At 32.4% G+C, this 25526-nt stretch carries 25 protein-coding genes and 2 other annotated features; of the genes, 2 read left to right on the forward strand and 23 right to left on the reverse strand.

The window, feature by feature from the left end; all coding sequences use genetic code 11:
- Positions 1-9: 9 nt before the first annotated feature.
- From ML436_07925 to ML436_08010, 18 genes are all read right to left on the reverse strand, one after another.
- Positions 10-2199, reverse strand: a complete 2190-nt coding sequence (locus ML436_07925) for a bifunctional (p)ppGpp synthetase/guanosine-3',5'-bis(diphosphate) 3'-pyrophosphohydrolase (protein ID UMT77128.1) — start codon at positions 2197-2199, stop codon at positions 10-12.
- 420 nt (positions 2200-2619) lie between these two features.
- Positions 2620-3138 carry an adenine phosphoribosyltransferase gene (locus ML436_07930; GenBank protein UMT77129.1) on the reverse strand — a complete coding sequence of 173 codons (519 nt, stop codon included), beginning with the start codon at positions 3136-3138 and terminating at the stop codon, positions 2620-2622.
- Positions 3139-3159: 21 nt separating this feature from the next.
- On the reverse strand, positions 3160-5433 hold the full coding sequence (gene recJ, locus ML436_07935; GenBank protein UMT77130.1) for a single-stranded-DNA-specific exonuclease RecJ: 2274 nt from the start codon (positions 5431-5433) through the stop codon (positions 3160-3162).
- A 204-nt stretch (positions 5434-5637) separates the two neighbouring features.
- Positions 5638-7917, reverse strand: coding sequence for a protein translocase subunit SecDF (gene secDF, locus ML436_07940; protein UMT77131.1), 2280 nt, complete (start codon positions 7915-7917; stop codon positions 5638-5640).
- A gap of 275 nt (positions 7918-8192) precedes the next feature.
- Positions 8193-8453: a preprotein translocase subunit YajC gene (yajC, locus tag ML436_07945; protein UMT77132.1), complete on the reverse strand. Its 261-nt coding sequence runs from the start codon at positions 8451-8453 to the stop codon at positions 8193-8195.
- 18 nt (positions 8454-8471) lie between these two features.
- Positions 8472-9611, reverse strand: a complete 1140-nt coding sequence (gene tgt, locus ML436_07950; protein UMT77133.1) for a tRNA guanosine(34) transglycosylase Tgt — start codon at positions 9609-9611, stop codon at positions 8472-8474.
- Between the two features lie 22 nt (positions 9612-9633).
- On the reverse strand, positions 9634-10659 hold the full coding sequence (queA, locus tag ML436_07955) for a tRNA preQ1(34) S-adenosylmethionine ribosyltransferase-isomerase QueA (protein ID UMT77134.1): 1026 nt from the start codon (positions 10657-10659) through the stop codon (positions 9634-9636).
- A gap of 1 nt (position 10660) precedes the next feature.
- On the reverse strand, positions 10661-11665 hold the full coding sequence (ruvB, locus tag ML436_07960; GenBank protein UMT77135.1) for a Holliday junction branch migration DNA helicase RuvB: 1005 nt from the start codon (positions 11663-11665) through the stop codon (positions 10661-10663).
- Between the two features lie 31 nt (positions 11666-11696).
- Positions 11697-12299, reverse strand: coding sequence for a Holliday junction branch migration protein RuvA (gene ruvA, locus ML436_07965; GenBank protein UMT77136.1), 603 nt, complete (start codon positions 12297-12299; stop codon positions 11697-11699).
- A gap of 13 nt (positions 12300-12312) precedes the next feature.
- Positions 12313-12768, reverse strand: a complete 456-nt coding sequence (locus ML436_07970) for an ACT domain-containing protein (GenBank protein UMT77137.1) — start codon at positions 12766-12768, stop codon at positions 12313-12315.
- A gap of 12 nt (positions 12769-12780) precedes the next feature.
- Positions 12781-14073 (reverse strand): GTPase ObgE, encoded by a 1293-nt coding sequence (gene obgE, locus ML436_07975; protein ID UMT77138.1) that lies wholly within the window; start codon positions 14071-14073, stop codon positions 12781-12783.
- A 662-nt stretch (positions 14074-14735) separates the two neighbouring features.
- Positions 14736-15020 carry a 50S ribosomal protein L27 gene (gene rpmA / locus ML436_07980; GenBank protein ID UMT77139.1) on the reverse strand — a complete coding sequence of 95 codons (285 nt, stop codon included), beginning with the start codon at positions 15018-15020 and terminating at the stop codon, positions 14736-14738.
- 11 nt (positions 15021-15031) lie between these two features.
- The gene (locus ML436_07985; protein UMT77140.1) at positions 15032-15352 is read right to left on the reverse strand and encodes a ribosomal-processing cysteine protease Prp; all 321 of its coding nucleotides are present in this window, start codon (positions 15350-15352) and stop codon (positions 15032-15034) included.
- Positions 15353-15357: 5 nt separating this feature from the next.
- On the reverse strand, positions 15358-15666 hold the full coding sequence (rplU, locus tag ML436_07990) for a 50S ribosomal protein L21 (protein UMT77141.1): 309 nt from the start codon (positions 15664-15666) through the stop codon (positions 15358-15360).
- A gap of 12 nt (positions 15667-15678) precedes the next feature.
- Positions 15679-15853, reverse strand: a sequence feature (ribosomal protein L21 leader region).
- 26 nt (positions 15854-15879) lie between these two features.
- On the reverse strand, positions 15880-16410 hold the full coding sequence (gene mreD, locus ML436_07995; protein ID UMT77142.1) for a rod shape-determining protein MreD: 531 nt from the start codon (positions 16408-16410) through the stop codon (positions 15880-15882).
- Positions 16410-17252 (reverse strand): rod shape-determining protein MreC, encoded by an 843-nt coding sequence (gene mreC, locus ML436_08000; protein UMT77143.1) that lies wholly within the window; start codon positions 17250-17252, stop codon positions 16410-16412. The genes mreD and mreC overlap by 1 nt, the downstream gene beginning before the upstream one ends.
- A 195-nt stretch (positions 17253-17447) precedes the next feature.
- Positions 17448-17567, reverse strand: a complete 120-nt coding sequence (locus tag ML436_08005) for a hypothetical protein (GenBank protein UMT77144.1) — start codon at positions 17565-17567, stop codon at positions 17448-17450.
- Between the two features lie 71 nt (positions 17568-17638).
- A complete protein-coding gene (locus tag ML436_08010; GenBank protein ID UMT77145.1) occupies positions 17639-18112 on the reverse strand; it encodes a DUF4930 family protein in 474 nt (157 codons plus the stop codon).
- 160 nt (positions 18113-18272) lie between these two features.
- Here ML436_08010 and ML436_08015 point away from each other — a divergent pair, with 160 nt between their 5' ends.
- The gene (locus tag ML436_08015) at positions 18273-18464 is read left to right on the forward strand and encodes a hypothetical protein (protein ID UMT77146.1); all 192 of its coding nucleotides are present in this window, start codon (positions 18273-18275) and stop codon (positions 18462-18464) included.
- Positions 18465-18589: 125 nt separating this feature from the next.
- Here ML436_08015 and ML436_08020 read toward each other — a convergent pair whose 3' ends face one another.
- The 5 genes from ML436_08020 to ML436_08040 all read right to left on the reverse strand — a co-directional run bounded on the left by ML436_08020 (position 18590) and on the right by ML436_08040 (position 24495).
- Positions 18590-18874 (reverse strand): hypothetical protein, encoded by a 285-nt coding sequence (locus ML436_08020; GenBank protein UMT77147.1) that lies wholly within the window; start codon positions 18872-18874, stop codon positions 18590-18592.
- Positions 18875-18942: 68 nt separating this feature from the next.
- Positions 18943-19629, reverse strand: coding sequence for a DNA repair protein RadC (gene radC, locus ML436_08025; protein ID UMT77148.1), 687 nt, complete (start codon positions 19627-19629; stop codon positions 18943-18945).
- Positions 19626-20333 carry a prepilin peptidase gene (locus tag ML436_08030; protein UMT77149.1) on the reverse strand — a complete coding sequence of 236 codons (708 nt, stop codon included), beginning with the start codon at positions 20331-20333 and terminating at the stop codon, positions 19626-19628. The genes radC and ML436_08030 overlap by 4 nt, the downstream gene beginning before the upstream one ends.
- A 247-nt stretch (positions 20334-20580) precedes the next feature.
- On the reverse strand, positions 20581-21852 hold the full coding sequence (locus tag ML436_08035) for a bifunctional folylpolyglutamate synthase/dihydrofolate synthase (GenBank protein ID UMT77150.1): 1272 nt from the start codon (positions 21850-21852) through the stop codon (positions 20581-20583).
- Positions 21853-21864: 12 nt separating this feature from the next.
- Positions 21865-24495 carry a valine--tRNA ligase gene (locus tag ML436_08040; protein UMT77151.1) on the reverse strand — a complete coding sequence of 877 codons (2631 nt, stop codon included), beginning with the start codon at positions 24493-24495 and terminating at the stop codon, positions 21865-21867.
- Between the two features lie 43 nt (positions 24496-24538).
- Positions 24539-24841, reverse strand: a binding site (T-box leader).
- A 58-nt stretch (positions 24842-24899) separates the two neighbouring features.
- On the opposite strand from ML436_08040, the gene ML436_08045 reads away from it, so the two are divergent.
- On the forward strand, positions 24900-25460 hold the full coding sequence (locus tag ML436_08045) for a DNA-3-methyladenine glycosylase I (protein UMT77152.1): 561 nt from the start codon (positions 24900-24902) through the stop codon (positions 25458-25460).
- Positions 25461-25526 lie beyond the last annotated feature (66 nt).

Below are 25526 nucleotides of genomic sequence, written 5' to 3' on the forward strand. Positions count from 1 at the left end.
TTTGCACCTCTAGTTCCAAACTCTTGTAACAGTATACACATCACCAAGTTGTTTAATCTTTTCAACCACACGATAAACATCGTTTACATTTTTCACCATAACACTTATGTTTATAATTGCATTTTTATCAATATCTGAACGCCCTGAAACTTTAATTAAATTTCCTGCTGTTGAACTAACTGCTTGTAAAACTTCATTCAATAATCCATTGCGATCATATGCAGTTACTTCCAAATCAACTTGATATTTTTGAGTAGCATCTTTTGATTTCACCCATTCAACATCGATAAGACGATCAGTTTCATTCTTAATATTTGGACAATCTGTGCGGTGTACTTTAATGCCGTGTCCTTTGGTGATATAACCTACAATATCATCACCTGGTATAGGATTACAACATTTAGACAGCTTAATTAACACATTTTCTAAACCTTCGACATATACGCCACTATCAGTAATAATATTATCTTTAATAGGTAATGATTTTGTGACCTCTTGTGCTTCATTTAAGGCACGTTGTTTTTCTAATATTCTTTGTCTTTCAGTTAATTTATTAACAATTTGTAAAGATGTTACGCCACCGAATCCAACTGCGGCAAATAAATCATCCTCATTTGCAAAGTTGTATTTTTCATTAACAACATGAATATTTTTTTCTGTTAAAATATCTTCGACCCTAAATCCTTGCTCTTTAATTTCAGCTTCAACCATCATTCGACCTTTTTCAATATTCGATGAACGATCTTGCTTTTTAAAGAAACTCTTAATTTTACCTTTAGCACTTGATGATTTTACAATTTTCAGCCAGTCACGACTTGGTCCATATGAATGTTTACTAGTACGAATTTCAACTATATCTCCAGTTTGTAAAATATAATCTATCGGTACAATTTTGCCATTTACTTTGGCACCTATCATTTTATTTCCAACTTCACTATGAATCGCATAAGCGAAATCAATTGGCACTGCGCCATATGGTAATTCTATGACATCACTTGCAGGCGTAAAGGCGTATACTTTATCACTTTGCAAGTCATATTTTAATGTTTCCATGAACTCTTGCGCATCTGATGAAGTATGGTCCGCTTCAGCTAATTCCTTTAACCAATTTAATTTGTTTTGATAGTTTTGGTCTTTTTCATTAACTTTTTTACCTTCTTTGTAAGCCCAATGTGCTGCAACCCCATGTTCTGCAATTTCATGCATATCAAACGTACGTATTTGAATTTCAAGTGGGTCGCCATTAGGACCTACTACAGTCGTATGAAGAGATTGATACATATTTTGTTTAGGCATCGCAATATAATCTTTAAATCGTCCAGGCATTGGCTTCCATAATGTATGAACCAATCCTAAAATCGCATAACAATCATTTATTGAATTTACAATGACACGAATGGCTAATAAATCAAAGATTTGATCGAATTGTTTTTTCTGCTTCATCATTTTGCGATAGATACTATAAATATGTTTAGGTCTGCCATTTATTTCGCCTTCAATGTTCATTCTATCCATTTCAGTACGAATTCGATCAATAGCAGTTTCAATATAGGCTTCACGTTCGCTACGTTTCTTTTTCATTAAGTTAACAATTCTAAAGTATTGTACATTGTCAATATATCGAAGCGCTGTATCTTCTAATTCCCATTTAATCGTATTAATACCTAGGCGGTGCGCTAATGGTGCATATATTTCTAATGTTTCTCTAGAAATTCTAATTTGCTTTTCTCGAGGCATCGCTTTCAATGTACGCATATTATGTAATCTATCAGCTAATTTCACCAAAATCACTCGTACATCTTTTGCAATTGCAATAAATAATTTACGATGATTTTCAGCTTGTTGTTCTTCTTTAGATCTGTATTTAACTTTTTTAAGCTTTGTTACACCGTCTACAATTCGTGCAACCTCTTCGTTAAACATTTCTTTTACATCTTCAAAAGTATATGGTGTATCTTCAATTACATCATGCAAAAATCCTGCAACGATGGTTGGTCCGTCTAATCGCATTTCTGTCAAAATGCCCGCAACTTGTATAGGATGCATAATGTATGGCAAACCGTTTTTCCGGAACTGACCTTTGTGTGCTTCATAAGCAATATGGTAACTTTTCAAAACATATTCGTATTCATCTGATGACAAATATGATTTTGCTTTGTGAAGAACTTCGTCTGCACTATATGGATATTCGTTGTTCATAATATGATACACCCCATTCATCTTTATTACGTCGTCTTAAACAATGATTTTGATGATTACGTTGAATAGTCATTTCCCCACATAAATCATACATTCGTCGACGATAAATAATTATCCTGTCGTCATTAATCGTAATCATAATTTTACTTGAGTGAGTTTAATTTGTATACTATTGCTACTTTTAAAACTTTTACAAAAATTCATCGTAAATCAACTGTTTCATTTTTTAAATATTAGTTCTATGATACTACAATTTATGAAATAAATAAACGATGATATTAAGGTATAATGCTCAATCTTTTAACATTTTCAGTATATAAAAAATCCTATCATCTAATGTCAAGAAATCGCGAACAATATTTTATCATTTCATTCATTCTATAACATTCAATGTAGGATTTTATTTTATTATATGATTAATTACTCATCATATGAGATTAAACTCATAACATCGTAATCTTTAATTTTTTCAATGCCGTTAAGATATTTTAATTCGATAATAAATGCAATACCAACAACGATACCGCCTAATTTTTCAACTAACTTAATTGCCGCTTCAATCGTACCACCTGTTGCTAATAAATCATCTGTAATTAAAACACGTTGTCCTGGTTTAATAGCATCTTTATGCATAGTTAAAACATTTGTACCATACTCTAAATCATATTCGTAACGAATAACCTCTCGTGGCAATTTCCCTTCTTTTCTTACTGGAGCAAAACCAATTCCCATTGAATAAGCCACTGGACAACCTATAATGAAACCACGTGCTTCAGGTCCAACAACAATATCTACATTTCTATCTTTTGCATATTCAACAATTTTATCTGTTGCATAGCCATATGCTTCACCATTATCCATAATAGTTGTTATATCTTTAAAACTTACACCTGGTTTCGGCCAGTCTTGTACCTCTGATACGTATTTCTTTAAATCCATTAATATTTCCTCCTAAATTGCTCACGACAATTGTGACTTTATCCAATTTTTTAATTCTGAAAAATCTTGATATAATAATTGCTTTTCTACATCCATACGTTGTTGTCTTAATTGATATACTTTACTAGAATCAATCGCTCTTTTATCTGGTCGTTGATTAATGTAAATCGTACCTTCCTTTTGTGTTATAAAGTTTAAATCTAAGAAAACTTTAAGCATGAATTTAAGTGCATCTGGTTTAACATTTAAATGCTGACACAATAACATGCCTTCTTGTTGAATATTTGTTTCTTGTTTAGTAATAAGTGCTTTATAACATTTTTTAAAGACATTCATATGAGGTATACCTTCGAAATAAATCGAATGACTATGCTGTAAAACTAAATAGAGTTGAGAAAATTGCAGCTGTCGTAATGTACTTGACAAGTCTTCCATTGAAGTTGGCAAATCTCTTAACACAACTTTATCCGACTGCTGATTAATTTCTTCCCCATAATAATATTCATTCGCATTTACTTTATCACTTTTAGGATGAATAAGCACGACAATATTTTCATCATTTTCTGTAAAAGGTAAACTTTTTCTTTTACTTCGATAATCTAATATTTGTTGTTCATTCATCGCTATATCTTGAATGATTAATTGTGGTGTTTGATTGCCATTCCATTCATTTATTTGAACAGAGCCCAAAATATTGATTGGTTGTTCGTCTTGTAATTCTGTTTCTAAATGCCCATTTTGCCAAAATAATGCTGCTATATTACTGTCACCTAATGTCATTTTCAAGTGGTTTTTTTGTTGGCCAATTGCTTTAACTGATGAAACTGATAAATCGTCCATTTCAAATAATGGTCTAGAAAAATCCGTTCCAAATGGTCGCAAACGATTCATATCACGTATATTTTTAATTGTTATGTCATTCTCTGTTAATAAAACGTCTACTGGTTTCACAGGATCTAGTGATGTTGTTTCAGCTAAAGCTTTCATCCATTTATTCAATCCCTTAGCTAACAAATCAACATTTTCAATATCCATCGTCATACCTGCAGCCATATGGTGACCACCAAACTTGGCAATTAAATCTTGATGTGCTGATAATATTTCGAACATAGACACTTGATCGATTGATCTCGCTGAACCTTTTGCATGATTTTGTTCTCGATCAATATTTAAAATAAGTGTCGGTAATGCATATGTTTCAACAATTTTAGACGCCACAATACCTAACACACCTTCATGCCAATTTTCTTTCGCAAGAAGTAGGAATAAATTCCCTGCTTTAACTTGTTCATCAGCCATAGTCATTGCTTCTTCAGTAATAGATGCAACAATATCCTTTCTTTCGCGATTAAAATGTTCTACCTGTTCTGCTAAAAATGAGGCTTCTTCTTCATCTTCTGTCATCAGTAATTCACAAGCTAATGAAGCATCATCTAAACGCCCTACAGCATTTAATCTTGGTCCAATGATAAAGCCTATTGTCTCTTCATCAATGTGATCGTTGTACCCCGCTTCTTGAAGCAATGCTTTAATAGATACTGGACAATTATCATTTAATATTTTCAAACCTTGTTTCACGAGTGAACGATTTTCATCCGTTAACGAAACCAAGTCTGCTATGGTACCTATAGCTACTAACGCTTTAAAGTAGTCAGGTACATTTCCTATTAGCGCTTGAGACAATTTATAAGCTACGCCGGCACCACATAATTGTTGAAATGGATAATCAAATGCCGGGTGCATCGGATGCACAATTGCATATGCTTCTGGTAATGTTCTACCTATTTCATGGTGATCAGTAACAATTACATCAACACCGAGTTCTTGAACCATTTTAATTTCATTATGACCTTGTATACCATTATCAACCGTTATTATTAAAGAGATACCTTCATCGTGTGCGTTTCGAAATGCTAATTCATTTGGACCATATCCTTCAGTAAAACGATTAGGTATATGCCAACCTACTTGTGCGCCTAAAAGCTGTAATGTCGTAACTAAAATAGTCGTTGAAGTTACACCATCAGCGTCATAGTCTCCATATACTAAGATTTTTTCTTCATTAGATATTGCATTTTTAATTCTTTCAACGGCCTTACTCATGTCACTTAGTTGATTTGGATCATGATTTATATCTATGTCTGCAATAATTGATTGAATATCTTGTTCATCAACAATTGCCTTACTTTCTAATATTTTCTTCACAATTGGCGTCAATTTAAATTTAGATATTGTTTCTTCGTTTATGTATTCAGTTGGTTTTGTTAATTTCCACTTATACTTTGGTTTTATCATTTCTACGCCTCATTTCCAAAAGACATTATATCTAAAAATGCTATAAATAAAAAGCACTAATATAAATAATCAAGACTTTAATTATATCATTTTTTAAAAGTAGATGTGATAAGTTAAATTTATCTATTTGGTTAAATTTAAACATAATAAAAAGAGCAGTGTCTGAACCTATTTCGGATCACAACACTGCTCTTCTTATTAAAACTATACTAATATCTTTTCGTCATTTGATTTTTTATCTTTATACACAACTAATTTGTGTTTTGGAGATTTTTTCAATTGACGTTTTTTCATCATTCCCCATAGAGGAACTGCTATAAAGATAGATGAGAACACACCAGAAATTAATCCGATAAATAATGCTAATGTAAAGTTAAATATTGTAGGTGCACCAAAGAATAAGATGGCAACTACAACAACGATTACTGTTAACACCGTGTTGACTGAACGTGTCATCGTCTGTCTTATCGATCTATTGACAATATCGTCAATTTGTTCAGGTGCAGTAATAACTTTTATTTTCTGAAGGTTCTCACGTACACGGTCAAACGTAACAATTGTATCGTTAATTGAATACCCAACAATTGTAAGAACCGCGGCAATAAATGTTAAATCTACTTCAATTCTAAATAAACTAAAGATAGCAACGATTATGAATACATCATGTAGTAATGCCAATACGGATGACAGACCCATTCGCCATTCAAATCGTAATGATACATAGATAATGATACCAATAGATGCATATATTAAAGCTAACATGGCATTTTTAGCTAATTCTTGTCCAATTATAGGTGATACAGTATTAATTTGAGGTGTGTCACCAAATTTTGATTTAATATTATCACTCAACTTGTTGTCTTGAGCACGTGTTAAATCATCTTTAAATTGAACTGTTGCTACTTTATTATCTTTACCATTGATTTGAATTTGATCCGCTTTAAGTCCACTATCTTTTACAACTTGTTCAACTTTTTGTTGAGAAATAGATTGTTTTGATTGGAAATCTACACGTGTACCACTTGAGAAATCAATACCTAAATTCAACTTAAAGATATAAAGGATAACCAATCCAACAACAACTATTAAAATACTTACACCAATTAATGGTTTTGCTAATTTAACAAAGTTCCATTTTTCAAATGATGTTTTAAGATCGTGAACATCAACGCCTTCATTAATGTTATGTCTCTTATTCTTATTAACGCCAAACAACCAATATTGATTTTTGAAGACGTTTGATGAAACTAATAATGATAATAAGAATCTTGATAAGAAGACTGCTGTAACAAAGATCATTAAGATACCTAATAATAACATTGTTGCAAAACCTTTAACTGAACTTTCACCGAAGAAGAATAATACTGCTGCGGCTATAACTGTTGTTAAGTTTGAGTCAAAGATTGTTAAGAATGAACTTTTATTCGCTTTAGAAAAAGCTTGCTTAATCGTGCGTCCAATTCGAAGTTCATCTTTAATACGCTCATACATTATAATATTTGCATCGACGGCCATACCTACACCTAATACTAATGCTGCTAAGCCTGGCAGTGTAAGTACACCTGAAATGAAATTAAATGCTACTAATGTTAAATAGATGTATGTTGTTAAAGCAATAATTGCTACTAAACCAGGTAATCTGTAGAAACCTAACATGAATAGATAAATTAAAGCTACACCAATAAATGATGCAAATACAGTTTTATCTAATGCATCTTGTCCAAATTGAGCACCTACTGAATTTGAGTAAATTTCTTTTAAATCAACCGGTAATGAACCTGCATTTAACAATTCAGCAATTTGTTTAGCCTTTTTAACGCCTTCTTGCCCTTTGAATCCACCAGAGATTTCTACACTATCTGAGTTAATCGGTTGATCAACACTTGCTGCAGAAATAAATTTAGGGTTTTTCTTTTGAGCTTCTTTTTTATAGCTGTCGCCTTTTTTGAAATCTAACCAAACTACCATGACATTGTCACGTTTTTTAGAGATTTCTTCAGTTACTTTTTTAAATTTATTTTTATCTTTCACTTTAAAAGTAACTGTTGGCTGGTTCGTTTCTTGTTTGAACTCTTGCTTCGCAGAGCCTTGCTTAATATCAGAACCATTTAATTTCACTTTATCTTCGGCATCACGAATTGTTAAATTTGCTTGAGAAGACAAAATTTTACGTGCTTCATTCTGGTCTGTTACACCAGCAAGTTGAACTCTAATTCTATTTGGTTCTTCAACTTGTATCTTAGGTTCAGAAACACCTAATACGTTTACACGATTTTCTAAAGTTTGCGCCGTTGATTGTAAAGCTTTTTTATCTATTTTATCGCCCTTATGTAACGGGTCAACTTGATAAAGCACTTCAAATCCACCTTGCAAATCAAGTCCTAAATTGACATTCTTTACAACACTTTTATAAGTTGCAGCCATTCCGGCAAACAACAATACGACTAAAAGTAAGAATGCAATTATTCTACTACTTTTCTTCACATGAACACCTCATTATTTACGTATGTATTTAGAATACTTTAATACTATTTTATTACGCAAGTTAAATCTTTCTTACAAAATTTATTAGCCTTATACATATTAACATACTATAACTACTAGTAAAATTAGACACGGTTATATTTAATTTAAATTTAACAATTATTATGGATCACATTTTCTTTTTTTCGAATGCAAAAACAGCACAATACATTGCAGCTAAATTTAAAAAGGGATGAAACATAAATCGTTTCATCCCTTTTTATTACCTCTTCATGTTATGAAGGGTCAACTTGTTTAATAGCTGGTTTTTCGAATGTTAATTCAGTACCATGACCATTTACTGTAATTACTACAGTTGTTTCATCTACTGCTTTAACAGTACCTTTAATACCACCAATTGTAGTAATTCTTTGACCAGATTCAATGTTGTTAATCAACTCACGGTGCTGCTTAGCACGTTTTTGTTGTGGTCTGATCATCAAGAAATACATAACCGCAAAAATTACGACTATATATATAAGTAATGAAAATTGCATTTTGTACGCTCCTCTTGCTTAAAAGTTTTTTGGGTTCTCAACATTTAATCCATACTGCTCGAAGAACTCATCTTTAAAATCTAATAGACGATCTTCTCGAATGGCTTGTCTTATATCTTCCATTAATTTTAGCAGAAAATGTAAATTATGAATAGTAGTAAGACGAATACCAAAAGTTTCCTCTGCTTTGATTAAATGACGTATATACGCTCTTGAGTAGTTTTGACATGTGTAACAATCACAGTTCTCATCTAAAGGTCTTAAATCGTCTGCAAATTTTGCATTTTTAATAACCAATCGCCCTTGTGATGTCATACAAGTACCATTTCTGGCAATACGTGTTGGTAAAACACAATCAAACATATCCATACCGCGAATACTACATTCTATTAATGCATCTGGAGATCCTACACCCATCAAATATCTTGGTTTATCTTTAGGCATAAATTGCTCTGTATGTTCAACCATTTTATACATAACTGGCTTAGGTTCACCGACTGACAAACCTCCGATTGCATAACCAGGAAAATCTAATTCTACTAAATCCTTTGCACTTTGCTCTCTTAAATCTTCATATTCGCCACCTTGGATAATGCCGAATAGTGCTTGATCTTCAGGTCGTTGGTGTGCATCAAGACATCTTTTCGCCCAACGTGTTGTACGTTCGATTGATTTTTTTACATAATCATATTCCGCAGGCATAGGCGGGCATTCATCAAATGCCATCATTATATCAGAACCTAAATCATTTTGAATTTGCATTGATTTCTCAGGACTCAAAAATAATTTAGAACCATTAGTATGATGTCTAAATTCCACACCTTCTTCGGTAATTTTACGTAAATTACTCAAACTAAACACTTGGAAACCGCCTGAATCTGTTAGAATTGGACCATCCCAATTCATGAATTTATGTAATCCCCCAGCGTGTTTGATAATATCATTTCCAGGTTGTAACCACAAATGATACGTATTTCCTAAAATGATTTTCGCTTCAATCTGTCTTAATTCCTCTGGGCTCATTGTTTTAACAGTCGCTTTAGTACCTACTGGCATAAACATCGGGGTTTCAAATGAACCGTGTGGTGTGTGTACAATACCTAAACGAGCACCAGATTGTTTACATGTTTTAATGTGTTCATATGTTACTGCAGGCATATTTAAAATCCTCACATTCTTTTTATATAATTAACATTGCATCGCCAAAACTAAAGAATCTATACTCTAAACTTACAGCTCTTCTATAAGCATTTAGAACATTTTCACGAGAACTAAACGCTGACACAAGCATAACCAAAGTTGATTTTGGTAAATGAAAATTAGTTATTTGACCATCAATTGCTTTAAATTCAAATCCTGGATAAATAAAGATATTAGTCCAACCACTTGTCGCAACAAATTGATTATGGTCGCGTCGAATTGTTTCAAGTGTTCTTGTAGAAGTTGTACCAACTGAAATAATTCGATGCCCTTTAGACTTCGTTTCATTTAATAAGTCTGCTGTTTCTTGAGTCATTTGATAATATTCACTATGCATTTCATGATCGTTTACATCATCAACACTGACAGGCCTAAATGTGCCTAAGCCAACATGCAATGTAACAAATGCAATATTAACGCCTTTATTTTTAATTTCGGCTAATAACTCATCTGTGAAATGTAAACCTGCTGTCGGTGCTGCTGCCGAGCCACTTTCCTTAGCATAAACAGTCTGGTAACGATCAGGGTCATCTAAACGCTCTTTAATATACGGTGGTAGTGGCATCTCACCTAATTCATCTAAGCGTTCTTGTAAAATACCTTCATAATGTAGACGCATAATACGTCCACCTTGGTCCATTTCCTTAATGCACTCAGCTACAATTTTACCATTACCAAAACTTAATTTATTACCAACTTTGATTCTCTTAGCAGGTTTGAGTAAGACTTCCCAATCATTACCCTCTATTTGAGTCAGCATTAACATTTCAACTTTAGCACCTGTTTCTTCTTTTAAACCAAAGAGTCTGGCTGGCATCACTCTAGTATCATTTAATACTAACGTATCGCCCGCTCTAAAGTATTCAATAATATCTTTAAAATGTAAATGTTTCATCTCGCCAGTTTCTCTATCCATCACTAATAAACGACTTTGGTCACGATCTTTTAATGGCGTTTGAGCTATTAAAGATTCTGGCAAGTCGTAGTCAAATTCTTCAATGTTCACGTTATTCCCTCTCCTCATTTGACTTTGAAAAATGTTCATATGCTAATGGTGTAGCTTTTCTACCACGTGGTGTACGTTCTAAAAATCCTTTTTGAATTAAAAAAGGTTCGTAAACGTCTTCAATTGTAATTCTTTCTTCACCAATTGTTACAGCAATCGTATCTAATCCTACAGGTCCACCATTATACTGATTAATTATGCAATTCATCATTTTGTGATCAATATAATCCAAACCATGTTGATCGACTTGAAGTAATCCTAACGCATGCTTAGTAGTATTAATGTATATTTGATCATCTTCATTCACCTGTTGGAAATCACGTACACGTTTTAATAAACGATTTGCTACACGCGGTGTACCTCGAGAACGTTTAGCAAGCTCAATGGCACTAGCTTCATCTATACCTGTTCCTAGAACTTCTGCAGTTCTAATGATAATCTCTTTTAAATCTGATTCGTTATAGTATTCTAATCTTAAATGAACACCAAATCGGTCTCTTAGAGGTCCTGTTAAGCTTCCAGCTCGAGTAGTTGCTCCGACCAAAGTAAATGGAGGTAAATCGATTCGGATACTTCTAGCCTCATCACCTTTACCTATAATAATATCTAAAAAGAAATCTTCCATTGCAGGATATAAAACTTCTTCAACTACACTACTTAATCTGTGTATTTCATCAATAAATAACACATCTCCTGGTTGAAGACCCGATAAAATAGCAGCTAAATCGCCAGGTCTTTCTAAGGATGGACCTGACACTGTTCGTATATTAACGTCCATTTCATTAGCAATGATATTAGATAATGTTGTCTTACCTAGTCCAGGGGGGCCAAAAAGCAATACATGGTCTAATGGTTCATGGCGTAGTTTAGCCGCTTTTATAAATACTTCTAAATTACTTTTTATTGAATTTTGACCAATATATTGTCGTAATCTCGTAGGTCTTAACGACAACTCAAAATCAGATTCTTCATTATGCATTGATTGATCAACCATACGTTCATCCATGACAACACTTCCCCCATCAATCTATTTAAATTTAAGATACAACTATTTGTAGACCTGCTTTTACAGCCTCATCAACAGAGTCGTATTTATTTTTATTTAACAATTTCTCTACTTTTGTAAGTTCTCGTTTAGAATAACCCAGTGCTTCTAAAGCTAGCATTGCCTCTTGTACAAATTGATCTTGTACTGTAGAAGTTGGATCTACTTGCAATAATGATTCACTATCTTCTTCAGTAATTTTAACTTTGCCTTTTAAATCTAATACAATTTGTCTTGCTGTCTTTTTACCGATTCCAGGGAATTTAGTTAAATACGTGTCATTTTCATTTTCAATAGCACGTTTTACCTCGTTAGGTGTACTAGTTGCTAAAATAGCCAATGCAGATTTAGGTCCAATACCAGTAACTTTAATTAAACTCAAAAACATATCTTTTTCTTCTTCGCTACTAAAACCATACAATAATTGGGCATCTTCACGAACTATTAAAGATGTATGTATTAAAACATCTTGATCTAAATACTTCTGAAAACGATAAGAATTTGGTGTTTGAATTTCATAACCAACGCCTGTAGTTTCAACTACCACATGTGTTGGATATAAATGTGTTAACTTACCTTTGACATACGCGTACATTTTTTACACATCCTTACATACTCATACTAATTAATTCTACTTTAGATACATAATCTAAATTTCTTAAAGCTACGATGACATCTTCCGCAGAAGTGTCCTTAGATTTTGCATTTAAAGACAGTGTGATGGTCGCTTTTTCTTCCATTGGAATACTTTGATGAATTGTTAAAACCGAAAGCTCTAATTTAGAAATGACATCTAAAACACGTGCTAACATACCGACTATGTCAGTAACGTACAATATTAATGTAAACTCTCTATGGTCTAACATTTTATCATCTACTGGAAATATAGTTTCTCTATATTTGTAAAATGCACTTCTTGATAAATCAAACTGCTTAACTGCATCATCAATGGACAATGTAGGATCATTTTTTAAGGCATCTTTAATTTTCAAAGTTTTAACCACTGATTCTGGCAATACGTCTTCTCTAATTAAATAAAACTTTTTATAATCTTTATTGTCCATCATGCTACACTCCTATTCAACGAATTCAAATTCTCCACCAAGAATTCTAACGATATCTCCATTTGTACAACCGCGTTCTCTAAGAGCATCATCAATACCCATTGAACGCATTTGTCGTGCAAAACGACGTACTGCTGGGTCACTGTTAAAGTCAGTCATCTTGAACATTCTTTCGATTGCATTACCACTCACAACGTATGCACCATCATCATCTCTTGTAATTGTAAACTTATCTTGTGAAGGGGTGTGTTTATAAAGTACACGATTGATACCTGCTGACTCTTCTTCTTCAACTGAGAAGTCAACATCTTTATATTCTTCTAATTTATCCGCAATTGCATAAAGTAATTGATCAATATTTTCACGTGTAATTGTAGAAACTGGTATTACTTCTACATTGTCACCAATTTCCTCTTTAAAAAGTTCTAAATTATCTTGGGATTCAGGTAAATCCATTTTATTAGCAACAACGATTTGAGGTCTATCTTCTAAACGTTGTTCATATGCTGCTAATTCTTGATTGATGACTTTATAATCTTCAATAGGATCTCTTCCTTCAGATCCACTCATATCTATCATATGCACAATAACTTTAGTTCTTTCAACATGTCGTAAAAACTGATGACCTAGACCAACACCATCTGATGCACCTTCAATTAATCCAGGTAAATCAGCCATTACAAAACTACGTTGATCTGGAGTTGAAACGACACCTAAGTTTGGCTTGATAGTAGTAAAATGGTATGCCCCAATTTTCGGTTTCGCTTTAGAAACAATAGATAATAATGTTGATTTACCTACACTTGGGAATCCTACTAATCCTACATCAGCTAATAATTTTAATTCTAAAGAAACGTCTAATTCCTCACCTGGTTCTCCTTTTTCACTAAAGTCAGGTGCAGGGTTTCTCGGCGTTGCAAAACGTGAATTTCCGCGACCGCCGCGACCACCTTTTGCTACGACAGCTCTTTGACCATCTTCAACAAGATCTGCTAATACTTCGTCAGTTTCAACATTTTTTATAATTGTGCCCGGCGGAACTTTTAAGACTAAGTCTTCAGCATTTTTTCCATGCATATTACTACTTTGTCCATTTTCACCTTTGTTTGCTTTAAAATGACGTTGGTATCTAAAATCTAATAATGTTCTTAGTCCTTCATCTACTTCAAATACAACAGAAGCACCTTTACCTCCGTCACCACCAGCTGGGCCACCAAACGGCACATATTTCTCTCTTCTATACGCGGTAATACCATTACCACCATCACCGGCTTTAAGAGATATTTTGACTTGATCGACAAACATATATCTCACCTCTTTTACATATAATTTTCATTTTCCCAATAATTATAGCATATTAGAGCCCCTTTTAGTTTACTGATTAGGGGCTCTTATGCAGTTGCACTTAAAGCTAATTGCCTTAAATTCTTATATTTCTCAGTACCCAAATATGATACGGTTTTTACTTTAATTTCTGCAACTGTATTCCTTTGCCCCCTTTTAATTGTAAATAATTAGGGGCTCTTATGCAGTTGCATTTAAAGCTAATTGCCTTAAAATACTTATTTATCTCAGTAACGAATATGATACGGTTTTTACTTTAATTTCTGCAACTGTATTCCTTTGACCCCTTTTAGTTTACTGATTAGGGGCTCTTATGCAGTTGCATTTAAAGCTATTTTCCTTAAAATACTTATTTATCTCAGTACCAAATATGATACGTTTCTTGCTTTAAATTCTGCAACTGTATTCCTTTGTCCCCTTTTAATTTACTGATTAGGGGCTCTTATGCAGTTGCATTTAAGACTATTCGCCTTAAATTCTTATATTTCTCAGTACCCAAATATGATACGTTTCTCGCTTTAAATTCTTATTTTTACTTTTGACCAAAATCGTCATAATAAAAAATATCTTTATAAAAAGTAAAAAACACCAGAAGATTCACTTCTGGTGTTAACTAGACAAAATTATTCAGCTACTGCGTATACAGAAACTTGTTTTTTGTCGCGACCTTTACGTTCGAATTTAACAACGCCGTCGATTTTAGCGAATAATGTATCATCGCCACCACGACCTACATTTTCACCAGGGTAAATTTTAGTACCACGTTGGCGATATAAAATTGAACCACCTGTTACGAATTGACCGTCAGCACGTTTAGCACCTAAGCGTTTTGATTCAGAGTCACGTCCGTTTTTTGTAGAACTTACCCCTTTTTTAGATGCGAAGAATTGTAAGTTTAATTTTAACATCGGAATGCACCTCACTTATAATTTAATCTAATATTCTCATTATATTCTTCTTCAATGGTTTGTAAAGAAACTAGCATTGCTTGAAGAATTAATTGCGCTTCATCGTTATTTGTATCAACACTTCTTATATGAAAATGACCACCATTGTCATCATAATTGATATCTGGTCTCTCAGATGTCAATCCTATAATCGCATTAACACTACCAAACAATACAGCTGAAGCTCCAGCACAAACGATATCATGACCATATTCACCATGGTTAGCATGGCCATCCATAATAACGTCTGTTACTTTGCCTTCATCATTAACTGTAACATCAACAGTAATCATAATAATTACGCGTTGATTTTATCGATTGTTAATTTAGTGTATGGTTGACGATGGCCTTTTTTACGTTTTGAATTTTTACGACGTTTGTATGTGAATACAGTGATTTTCTTACCGCGTCCTTGTTTGTTAACAGTAGCAGTAACTGTAGCACCTTCAACTGTTGGCGCTCCAACTTTAACTGAATCTCCACCTACAAATAATACTTTATCAAATGTAAAAGTATCACCTTCGTTTACGTCTAATTTTTCAACGAAGATTTCTTGACCTTCTTCTACTTTGATTTGTTTTCCACCTGTTTCAATAATAGCAAACATACTTTGCACCTCCTGTATAATAAGTCACGCCATATATAGGTGACACTTGTTATTGAGTAAAGCGTTCGCACTCTTTCAATAACTTCTGCAAATGAGTAAAGCGTTCGCACTCTTCGTTGTATCAATCGCTTTATTCCTTGGTCTTGGTCTTGTTCTTGAACCTATATTTGAGCGGTTGTATGTAGCTACTTATAACTACTCAACTATTGCATCTTACCATTGACGACGTTTCATGTCAATGTCATTGTTCGTTTTTTTAATGAACTTTATAATCAATGGATACAGTATAATTAGCAGTACAAAATTCAATAATAATGTCGGCAGCAATCTAAATACAACAAAATGTATAAAATCAAATTGAATAAATCCTAGCATGCCATATATCAATGCTACATATATTTCTAATAATATTGTACTCCCAAGAATAATTGCGAATAACATTGTGTGATCTTTATAAAAAATCTTAAAGAAACGATCAACAAGTGCTAAAAATAGTATATAACCAAATAAATACACTCCATAAATGCTTCCATAGTATACATCAGTCATTAAACCAATAAATATACTCAGCATTAATGACACACCAAAACCTCTATAAACTACCATCATTAATATGTACATAAAGGTTAAGTGTGGCACAAAAATAATTTCAAACTTTCCAATATGCATTGGAATGAGTAGTCCAATTGCGGTATCAATGTAAAATAATAAAATCCCTATCAAAAAATAATACAAAGTACGCATTATTTATCCCTGCTTTCATCGTCAGGTATAGTTTTAGGATCTCTTTTAGCAACATAAACATGACTTAAATCTGCTAGATCTGCACCAGTTTTAACTCTAACCTCTTTAGCTAATCCGTATTGATCATTCTGAACTTTCGTGACTTCACCTATATACAAATTACTTGGCAATTGATCTGCAAGCCCACTAGTAACTACTTTATCCCCTTTAGAAATATTATCTCGGTTATTAATATCACTAATTACTAACTCAGAATTCTTTTCATCATATCGATCAATCAAACCGAAAATATTTTTAGAACCATGTTGTATATTTACCGATAATTTGCCGGCACGCGTATTAGTTGAAATTAAATCTACTTGTGAAGAAAACTTATTTACTTTTGTTACTCTTCCAACAAATCCTTGTGAAGTCATTACGGCCATATTAGAAGTAATGCCTGATTTCGAACCTTTATCAATCACAAGTGTATTCATCCATTGATCAGGATTTCTTGCTAATACTGTAGTAGAAATCGGATCATATTTTGAAATATCTTTTAAATCAAGCTCTTTTTTCAGTTTATTATTTTCCGTTTCTAATTGTTGGTTTTTAGATTCTAATTGGCTTATTTTATTTTTAGCCTCTTTTGAATCTCCCTTTTTAAAAAAGTCTCCAATTGCACCAGCAACAAAATTAACTGGATAACTCACAACTCGTTGCCCAAAAGACACAGAATCACCTATGTATTGTTCAGGAGGTGATTGAGATTGTGATCGTATGGACAGCCCAATAAGTGCAATAAAAACGATGATTGCACATAAAACAACAATTAATTTGTTATTTTTAAAAAACTTAAGCACCCAGAACACCTCTATTTTGTCAAAATATTATATATCCTTTTCTATTTTATATTACTCCCTTAATGAAATAAAGCACTAACTTTTAATTACCTTGAAAATAAACTTAGCTTTCAATAAATCTAACTTCTTTATAATAAAAATAACTACCAGCAAAATATTTTAATTGCTAGTAGTTACTATAATTATTTTTAATATTTATTTGTTTGTGTCGTTCGTTCTTTCGCTGTTGGTTAACTGTGATTGTCTCCAACGGGCGAATAAATTTTGGGCTTTTTGTTGTTCATTAGCTTGTTTTTGTTTTGATTGTTCTGCCATTTGAACTACACCAACCTTTTATATATTCTAACGACAGGATAACTAAAATGATTTTTGTATGCAAAGAATTTCTATTGATATGCATTTTCTGGTTTTAATTGTAAATTTTGCCCTAATTCATTTAAGTCCTGTTGCATTTCGAATTCTGTATTATAAACTCTCATGGATTCATCTCCAAATTTATAAAGTATAAATTCATCCCCTCTTTGACCAATTACATATTTATCATTATATGCCATTCGATTCATACCTGATACAGCCATAAATTCTTGTTTATCTATCATATTAAATACATTTTTAATTTGACTTAAAGGTACATTTTTAATCAAATCATTTTCTTTCAATGAATATTTTTCTCCATTTACATAAACATGTTGTGTATTATTCGTTGGCTGTGCAACTTGCCCAGTATGATCTGACGCTTGGTTAACTGGATTCCAATCTTGTTCTTTTAAAAAAGGCGCGTATTTCAAGGCGATATATACAATCACTATAATCGCAATTACTGCTATAATATTTTTAATCATACTTAATATAAATCTCATAGGTCGCCTCCATTAGTCTTCAAACAATTATATAATTTGTCATATATATTTTCATCAGTCTTCAGGCTTAATCACACTATATCTTTGGACTGATGCATCTTAATTAAAAATAGCTTATACTTTATTTATGTTTTAAATGCTTATGAGGAGGTTCGTAATATTGAGTATACTAACAATCATATTAATAGCACTATTAGTAATCCTCCTTTTTAGAGTTGGACTTTCTATTTTGCGATTCTTAATTTATATCGGTGTCATTTTATTATGTTTGTATTTAGGATATCAAGGCTTAATTTGGTTACTTGATTTTTTCCAAATTAATACAGGATTATTACCACAATTCCAATTATAGTAAATATAAAATCATATTAATATAACAAAACTCCTAATGAACTAGATTAAATTTTTGTTTAACTAGTTAAGCATTAGGAGTTTTAATTTTTTGTTTCTGATTAATAACTTACATTTAACAATTCATTATTTACGTCCAAATGCATTAGATAAAAATCGCAATAATGCATAGCTACCGCTGAGTAATAGTCCCCAAACGATACCAGTAAATATTGAACCAACAGCTACACTAAATAAAGGAATTGATTGCTTCGTGACGATCACACCTGCTAGTGCTGTAACTAGTATACATACTGATGATAATATCACCGTCATTAATAGATTACGTTTTGTTACAGGTTCATTCTTTATGTTTAATTGCATTGTATATACCATTGGTACTAGAACCCCGATAATTATAAATAGCGTCACTGTTTTTCCTCCAAATGATTGTACTTCGTAGGTATTATACACAAGAATTGTTAGTAATTCTATTAACTTTATTCATTTTCATCAAAATAACCTGCTTCAACTAAGCTTGTAAACTTATTATCACCAATAATAATATGATCCAACAAATCTATACCAAGTATCAAACCACATTCTTTTAATCTTAGTGTCGTCATGATATCTTCTTGTGAAGGTGTCACATCACCAGAAGGATGATTATGTACAGCTATGATTGCATTCGCATTTTCTCGAATTGCAATACTAAAAATTTCACGCGGGTGCACAATAGAACTATTTAATGTCCCTTTAAATACACACGCTTCTTTTATAACAATATTTTTTGAGTTCAATAATAAAATCATAAAATGTTCTTGTGGTAAATCTTTCATTGAAGCCATCATAAAATCAGCTACATCACTAGGTTGTGTTATTTTAACTCTGTTAATTTCTGAACGTCGACCCATACGCTCACCCAATTCAAATGCAGCTTTTAATGTAATTGCTTTTTGCAAACCAATTCCCTTTACCTGAATCAAATCGTTAACAGATGCTTTTTTTAGTTCGTTTAAATTCGAAGTAGCTTTCAACAATTCATTACTTATATCAATACTAGAAAACCCTTTTCGCCCAGTATTAATTAATATCGCTAATAATTCAGTATTCGAAAGACTTTTCGCACCATGACTTAATAAACGTTCTCTCGGCATTTCTGAAGTAACCATTTCTTTAATTTTCAATAATATATTCCTCCTAAAAATTGATGAATTTCATTATAAAAAACTGCATTTAATACAAATGAGATAGTTAAAAAAGGTATTAGAGGTAACGCCTTAATAGGCTTGATTATCATTATGATTATCGCAATAAGTCCTGCGATGATAAATGTAAATAAAATAAGGTATATAGTAAATTGTAGAGGGAAAAATAAAGAAATAGTGCTTACGAGAAGAATATCACCATAACCAATATATGATTTAAATAAAAAGTAAAAAATATGAGCAGAAATACTTACAATTAAAAAGGCTGAGGGAAAAATAGTAGATAACGAGAATATAACTACATAGTAAACAATTATTAAACGACAGTCGATAAGTAAAGTTTTAATATCAGTCAAAGAAAAAATAAGTAGAAAAATATATGTTGTAATAAATAACAATGCATTTACGTCCGTTAAATTAAATAAAACGAATATAATAGGTAACATTGCCAAAATCTCTCCTATCAGATGACTTTTAGAAATATTATAACGGCAATATTGACATCTACCTTTTAGCATTATGAAGCTAAAAATTGGAAATAGTTCGTACCATTTCAATTTAACATGGCAATGATCACATTTAGAACGTCTATGTAAATACTTAAATGAAGTTTCTTCAACAGATATAAATTGATACAAAAAACTAAAGATACAACTACAACTATATGACAATAAAATTACCAAGAAATAACCTCCTCAAATAGATTATAGATAGTTGCGTCAATAATGTAAATATACATCATTTCTATAAAATCATTCCTCTTTGATATGCAGATTTCTCGTTATGGTATAAATATGTTGATAGCTTAAAATAACGCTTAAATGTCATATAATATCTCCAAATCAATAGTATAATAACCGGACTAAATCTAAAAAATAACCGTGAAGAAACAATATAATTTTGAACTTCACGGTTATTATAATTTTATGGCTAAAATGCTCCAAAATCAATTTTAGATTTAACTTCACTAATGAAATATAAACTACCAGTAATTACAAGTGCATCACCTTGATAATTTTTAATAAATTCAACATAATCGTCCACAAGTTGTATATGATCCCCTTCTACACTACCAACAATCTCTTCTTTTCGTAATGCTTTTGGAAAATCAAATTCAGTTGCATAAAAAGTTTTTGCAATAACATTTAAATGCTTAACCATCTCATTGATAGGTTTACCATTAATTGCTGAGAATAAAATATCAACTTTGTCTTTGTGGTGATAATTTTGAATTGTATTAATTAATGCGTCTATACTTTCGGAATTGTGAGCACCATCTAAAATGATTAACGGCTTATCATGAACTTGTTCAATACGACCAGTCCAGCGAACTGATTCGATTCCGTCAATCATTTTATTGAAATCTAAATGAATTAAACCTTGTTCATTTAATTCAATTAATGCTGTAATTGCTAATGCAGCATTTTGTTTCTGATGTTCTCCTAACATACTTAAAATGATTGTTTCTAATTCGTATTCCTTATAACGATAAGTAAACTCATCATTTTGTGAAACTACGACAATCTCACGATCTAACTCAATCGGTTTTGCATGTTGCTCAATAGCACGTTCGCGAACATATTTAAGTGCATCTTCATTTTTGACTGCGTAAATCACAGGGATATTCGGTTTAATTATTGCACCTTTATCTTTTGCAATATCTAAATAACTATTTCCTAAAATATCAGTATGATCTAATCCAATACTTGTTAAGATTGATAAAATCGGTGTAAAGACATTTGTAGAATCATTTTTAATACCTAAACCAGCCTCAACAATGACAAAATCAACTGGATGCATTTCACCAAAATATAAGAACATCGTTGCAGTGATAATTTCAAATTCAGTTGCGACACCCAAATCAGTTTCAATCTCCATTTTTTCACTAATTGGTTTCACACGTGATACTAATTCTACAATATCATCATTCGAAATAGGTGCACCATTTAAACTAATTCGTTCATTAAATGTTTCAATAAATGGTGATGTGAAAGTTCCTACTTCATAACCATTTTCAACCAAAGCCGATCTAAGGTAAGCAACTGTAGAGCCTTTACCATTTGTTCCACCTACATGAATACCCTTAATATTATTTTGAGGATTATTAAGTTGTGCAAGCATCCATTCCATACGTTTAACACCAGGTTTAATGCCAAATTTAGTTCTTTCGTGTATCCAATACAAGCTCTCTAGGTAATTCATTGTTACTAACTCCTATGCTTTTAATTGTTCAATTCTCGCCTTCACACCATCATATTTTTCTTGATAATCTTGTTTTTTACGTTTTTCTTCATTTATAACTTTTTCAGGTGCTTTACTTACAAAATTTTCATTAGATAACTTTTTATCAACTCTATCCAACTCACTTTGAAGTTTTGATAACCCTTTTTCTAAACGGCTAATTTCTTTATCCATGTCTATTAGACCTTCTAATGGTAATACGACTTTACCTGCTAATACTACTGAAGTCATAGCTTTTTCAGGTATTTCAACATCTGTGCTAATGTCTAAAGTACTAGGATTACAGAATTTGAATAAATAATCTTTATTTTGTGATAATGTTTGTTCAATTTCTTTATCTTTAGCTTGAATTAATATAGGGATTTCTTTAGATAATGGTGTGTTCACTTCTACACGTGACTGTCTAACAGATTTAATGATTTCAACAAGTTGTTGCATTGTTTGTTTACTATCTTCAAAAATCAATGATTCACGTACTTCTGGCCATGCTGCTTTTACAATTGTTTCCCCTTCATGAGGTAAACTTTGCCATATTTTTTCTGTAACAAATGGCATGAATGGGTGTAACATTCTCATAATATTATCTAAAGTATAACTTAATACAGAACGAGTTACTTGTTTTTGTTCTTCATCTGTACCATTCATCGGAATTTTACTCATTTCAATATACCAATCACAGAAATCATCCCAAATGAAATTGTAAAGCGCTCTTCCAACTTCACCAAATTCATATTTGTCACTTAAATCAGTAACTGTTGCAATTGTTTCATTCAAGCGTGTCAAAATCCATTTATCTGCCAATGATAAGTTTCCAGTTAAATCAATATCTTCTACTTTAAAGTCTTCGCCAATATTCATCAAACTGAAACGTGCACCATTCCATATTTTATTGATAAAGTTCCACACTGATTCAACTTTTTCAGTAGAATATCTTAAATCATGACCTGGCGATGAACCTGTCGCTAAGAAGTATCTTAAGCTATCCGCTCCATATTCATCAATAACGTCCATTGGGTCAACACCATTACCTAAAGATTTACTCATCTTACGTCCATCTTCAGCTCGAACTAACCCGTGTAATAATACGTCGTTGAATGGGCGACGATCCGTAAATTCTAAACCTTGGAAAATCATACGCGCTACCCAGAAAAAGATAATATCATAACCTGTAACTAATGCGTTCGTTGGATAGTAGCGTTTAAAGTCTTCACTATCAAGGTCAGGCCAACCTAATGTTGAAAATGGCCATAACGCACTTGAGAACCATGTATCTAATACATCTTCATCTTGTTGCCAATTTTCAATATCTGTAGGCGCTTCTTCACCAACATAGATTTCACCAGTTTCTTTATGGTACCAAGCCGGAATTTGATGACCCCACCATAGTTGTCTTGAAATCGTCCAGTCTCTAATATTTTCCATCCATTGATTAAATGTATGTTCAAATCGTTGTGGATAAAAATCTATGCGATCGTCTGTTTTTTGATTATCTAATGAACGTTTTGCCAAATCATCCATACGTACAAACCATTGTGTTGATAAATATGGTTCAACAACTGCACCTGAACGCTCTGAATGACCAACCGAATGAACATGATCTTCAATTTTAATAACTAGATCCTGTTCTTTTAAATCTTCGACTAATTGTTTACGACAGTCAAAACGATCCAAACCTTCGTATTTACCAGCTTTATCATTCATCTTACCATTTTCATCCATAACGATAATGTTTTCTAAATGATGTCTTTGACCAATTTCAAAATCATTAGGGTCATGTGCAGGCGTAACTTTCATCGCACCAGATCCAAAATCAATATCAACGTATTCATCTGCTAATATAGGTAACTCACGGCCTACAATTGGTAAAATAACCGTTTTGCCAATAACGTCTTTATAACGTTCATCGTTTGGATTAACAACAATAGCCGTGTCGCCCAACATTGTTTCTGGTCTTGTGGTTGCAATTTCGATATAACCTTCACCATCAGCATAAGGATATTTAAAATGATAAAAGGCACCTTGTACATCTTCATGTATGACTTCAATATCTGATAATGCAGTACGTGCTTTAGGATCCCAATTTATAATACGCTCACCACGATAAATAATTCCTTTATTGTATAAATCAACAAAAACCTTTTTAACTGCTTTACTTAAACCTTCATCTAAAGTAAAGCGTTCTCTACTGTAATCTAAGCCTAAACCTAATTTAGCCCATTGAGCACGGATAAATGACGCATATTCTTCTTTCCAATCCCAAGCCTGTTCTAAAAACTTTTCACGTCCAAGGTCATATCTTGTAATACCTTGTTCATTTAATTTCGCTTCAACTTTCGCTTGTGTCGCAATTCCAGCATGGTCCATACCAGGTAAATATAAAGTATCGTATCCTTGCATACGTTTCATACGTGTAATAATGTCTTGTAAAGTTGTATCCCAAGCATGACCTAAATGTAATTTACCAGTTACATTTGGTGGTGGAATAACAATTGTATATGTTTCTTTTGATTTATCTTCTGATGGTTTAAAATAACCGTTTTTAACCCATTCTTCATAACGTCCCGCTTCAACTTCACGTGGATCATATTTTGGTTTCATTTCCATTTGCTATACCTCCTAAAAAATAAAAAATACCCATCCTATATAACAATAGGACGGATATTCCGTGGTACCACCTATATTCAAGAAGGATGCTACAAATCAAACACTACTTATCAGCTAAATCGAAATTAGTATACTAACGCTGACAACATGAATTTGAAATAAGTCATCTCTTCAAGCACTCTAGATTATGATTAACGCTCAAACACGTCTTAGCCTACTCTATCATTTGTGTTCAACTAAGATACTCTGTGGGCTACCTTCAGTAAAAATCATTTGCACATTCACACCAAACCATATGCTCTCTTTAAAACAATTTGAACTTACTCTTCCCAATTTATATATTAAACTCTTAACTTATAGTATAATGATTGTCAAAATAAGTCAATGTATTGGTGGGAATAATTATGAATGAATGCGCATTTGGAACAAAGGATCCAGTTTACTTAAACTATCACGATAATGTATGGGGTCAACCTTTATATGATAGTAAAGAATTGTTTAAGCTTTTAGCATTAGAATCACAGCACGCTGGTTTGTCATGGTTAACTATTTTAAAAAAGAAAGAAGCTTATGAAACTGCTTTTTATGATTTTGAACCAGATAAGATAGCACAAATGACAGAGAAAGATATCGATAGATTAATGGCATTTCCAAATATTGTCCATCATCGTAAAAAATTAGAAGCAATTGTTAGTCAGGCTCAAGGCTACCTACAAATTGAACAAGAACATGGTAGTTTTAGTGAATTTTTATGGTCTTACGTTAATGGTAAGCCTAAAGATTTACAGTACATTCATTCATCTGATCGCATCACAGTTGATGAGACTGCTACACAACTTTCCAAAGATTTAAAAAAATACGGTTTTAAATTTTTAGGTCCTGTAACCGTATTTTCATTTTTAGAAGCAGCGGGACTATACGATGCACATTTACAAGATTGTCCATCTAAACCAAACCATAATTAATTATATGAAATGATATATAACAAACGAGACAGATTCTATGTTAATTAATAGACTGTCTCGTTTTAT

Origin of the sequence: Staphylococcus roterodami, from assembly GCA_022493055.1 — a bacterium.
Lineage (GTDB): Bacteria > Bacillota > Bacilli > Staphylococcales > Staphylococcaceae > Staphylococcus > Staphylococcus singaporensis.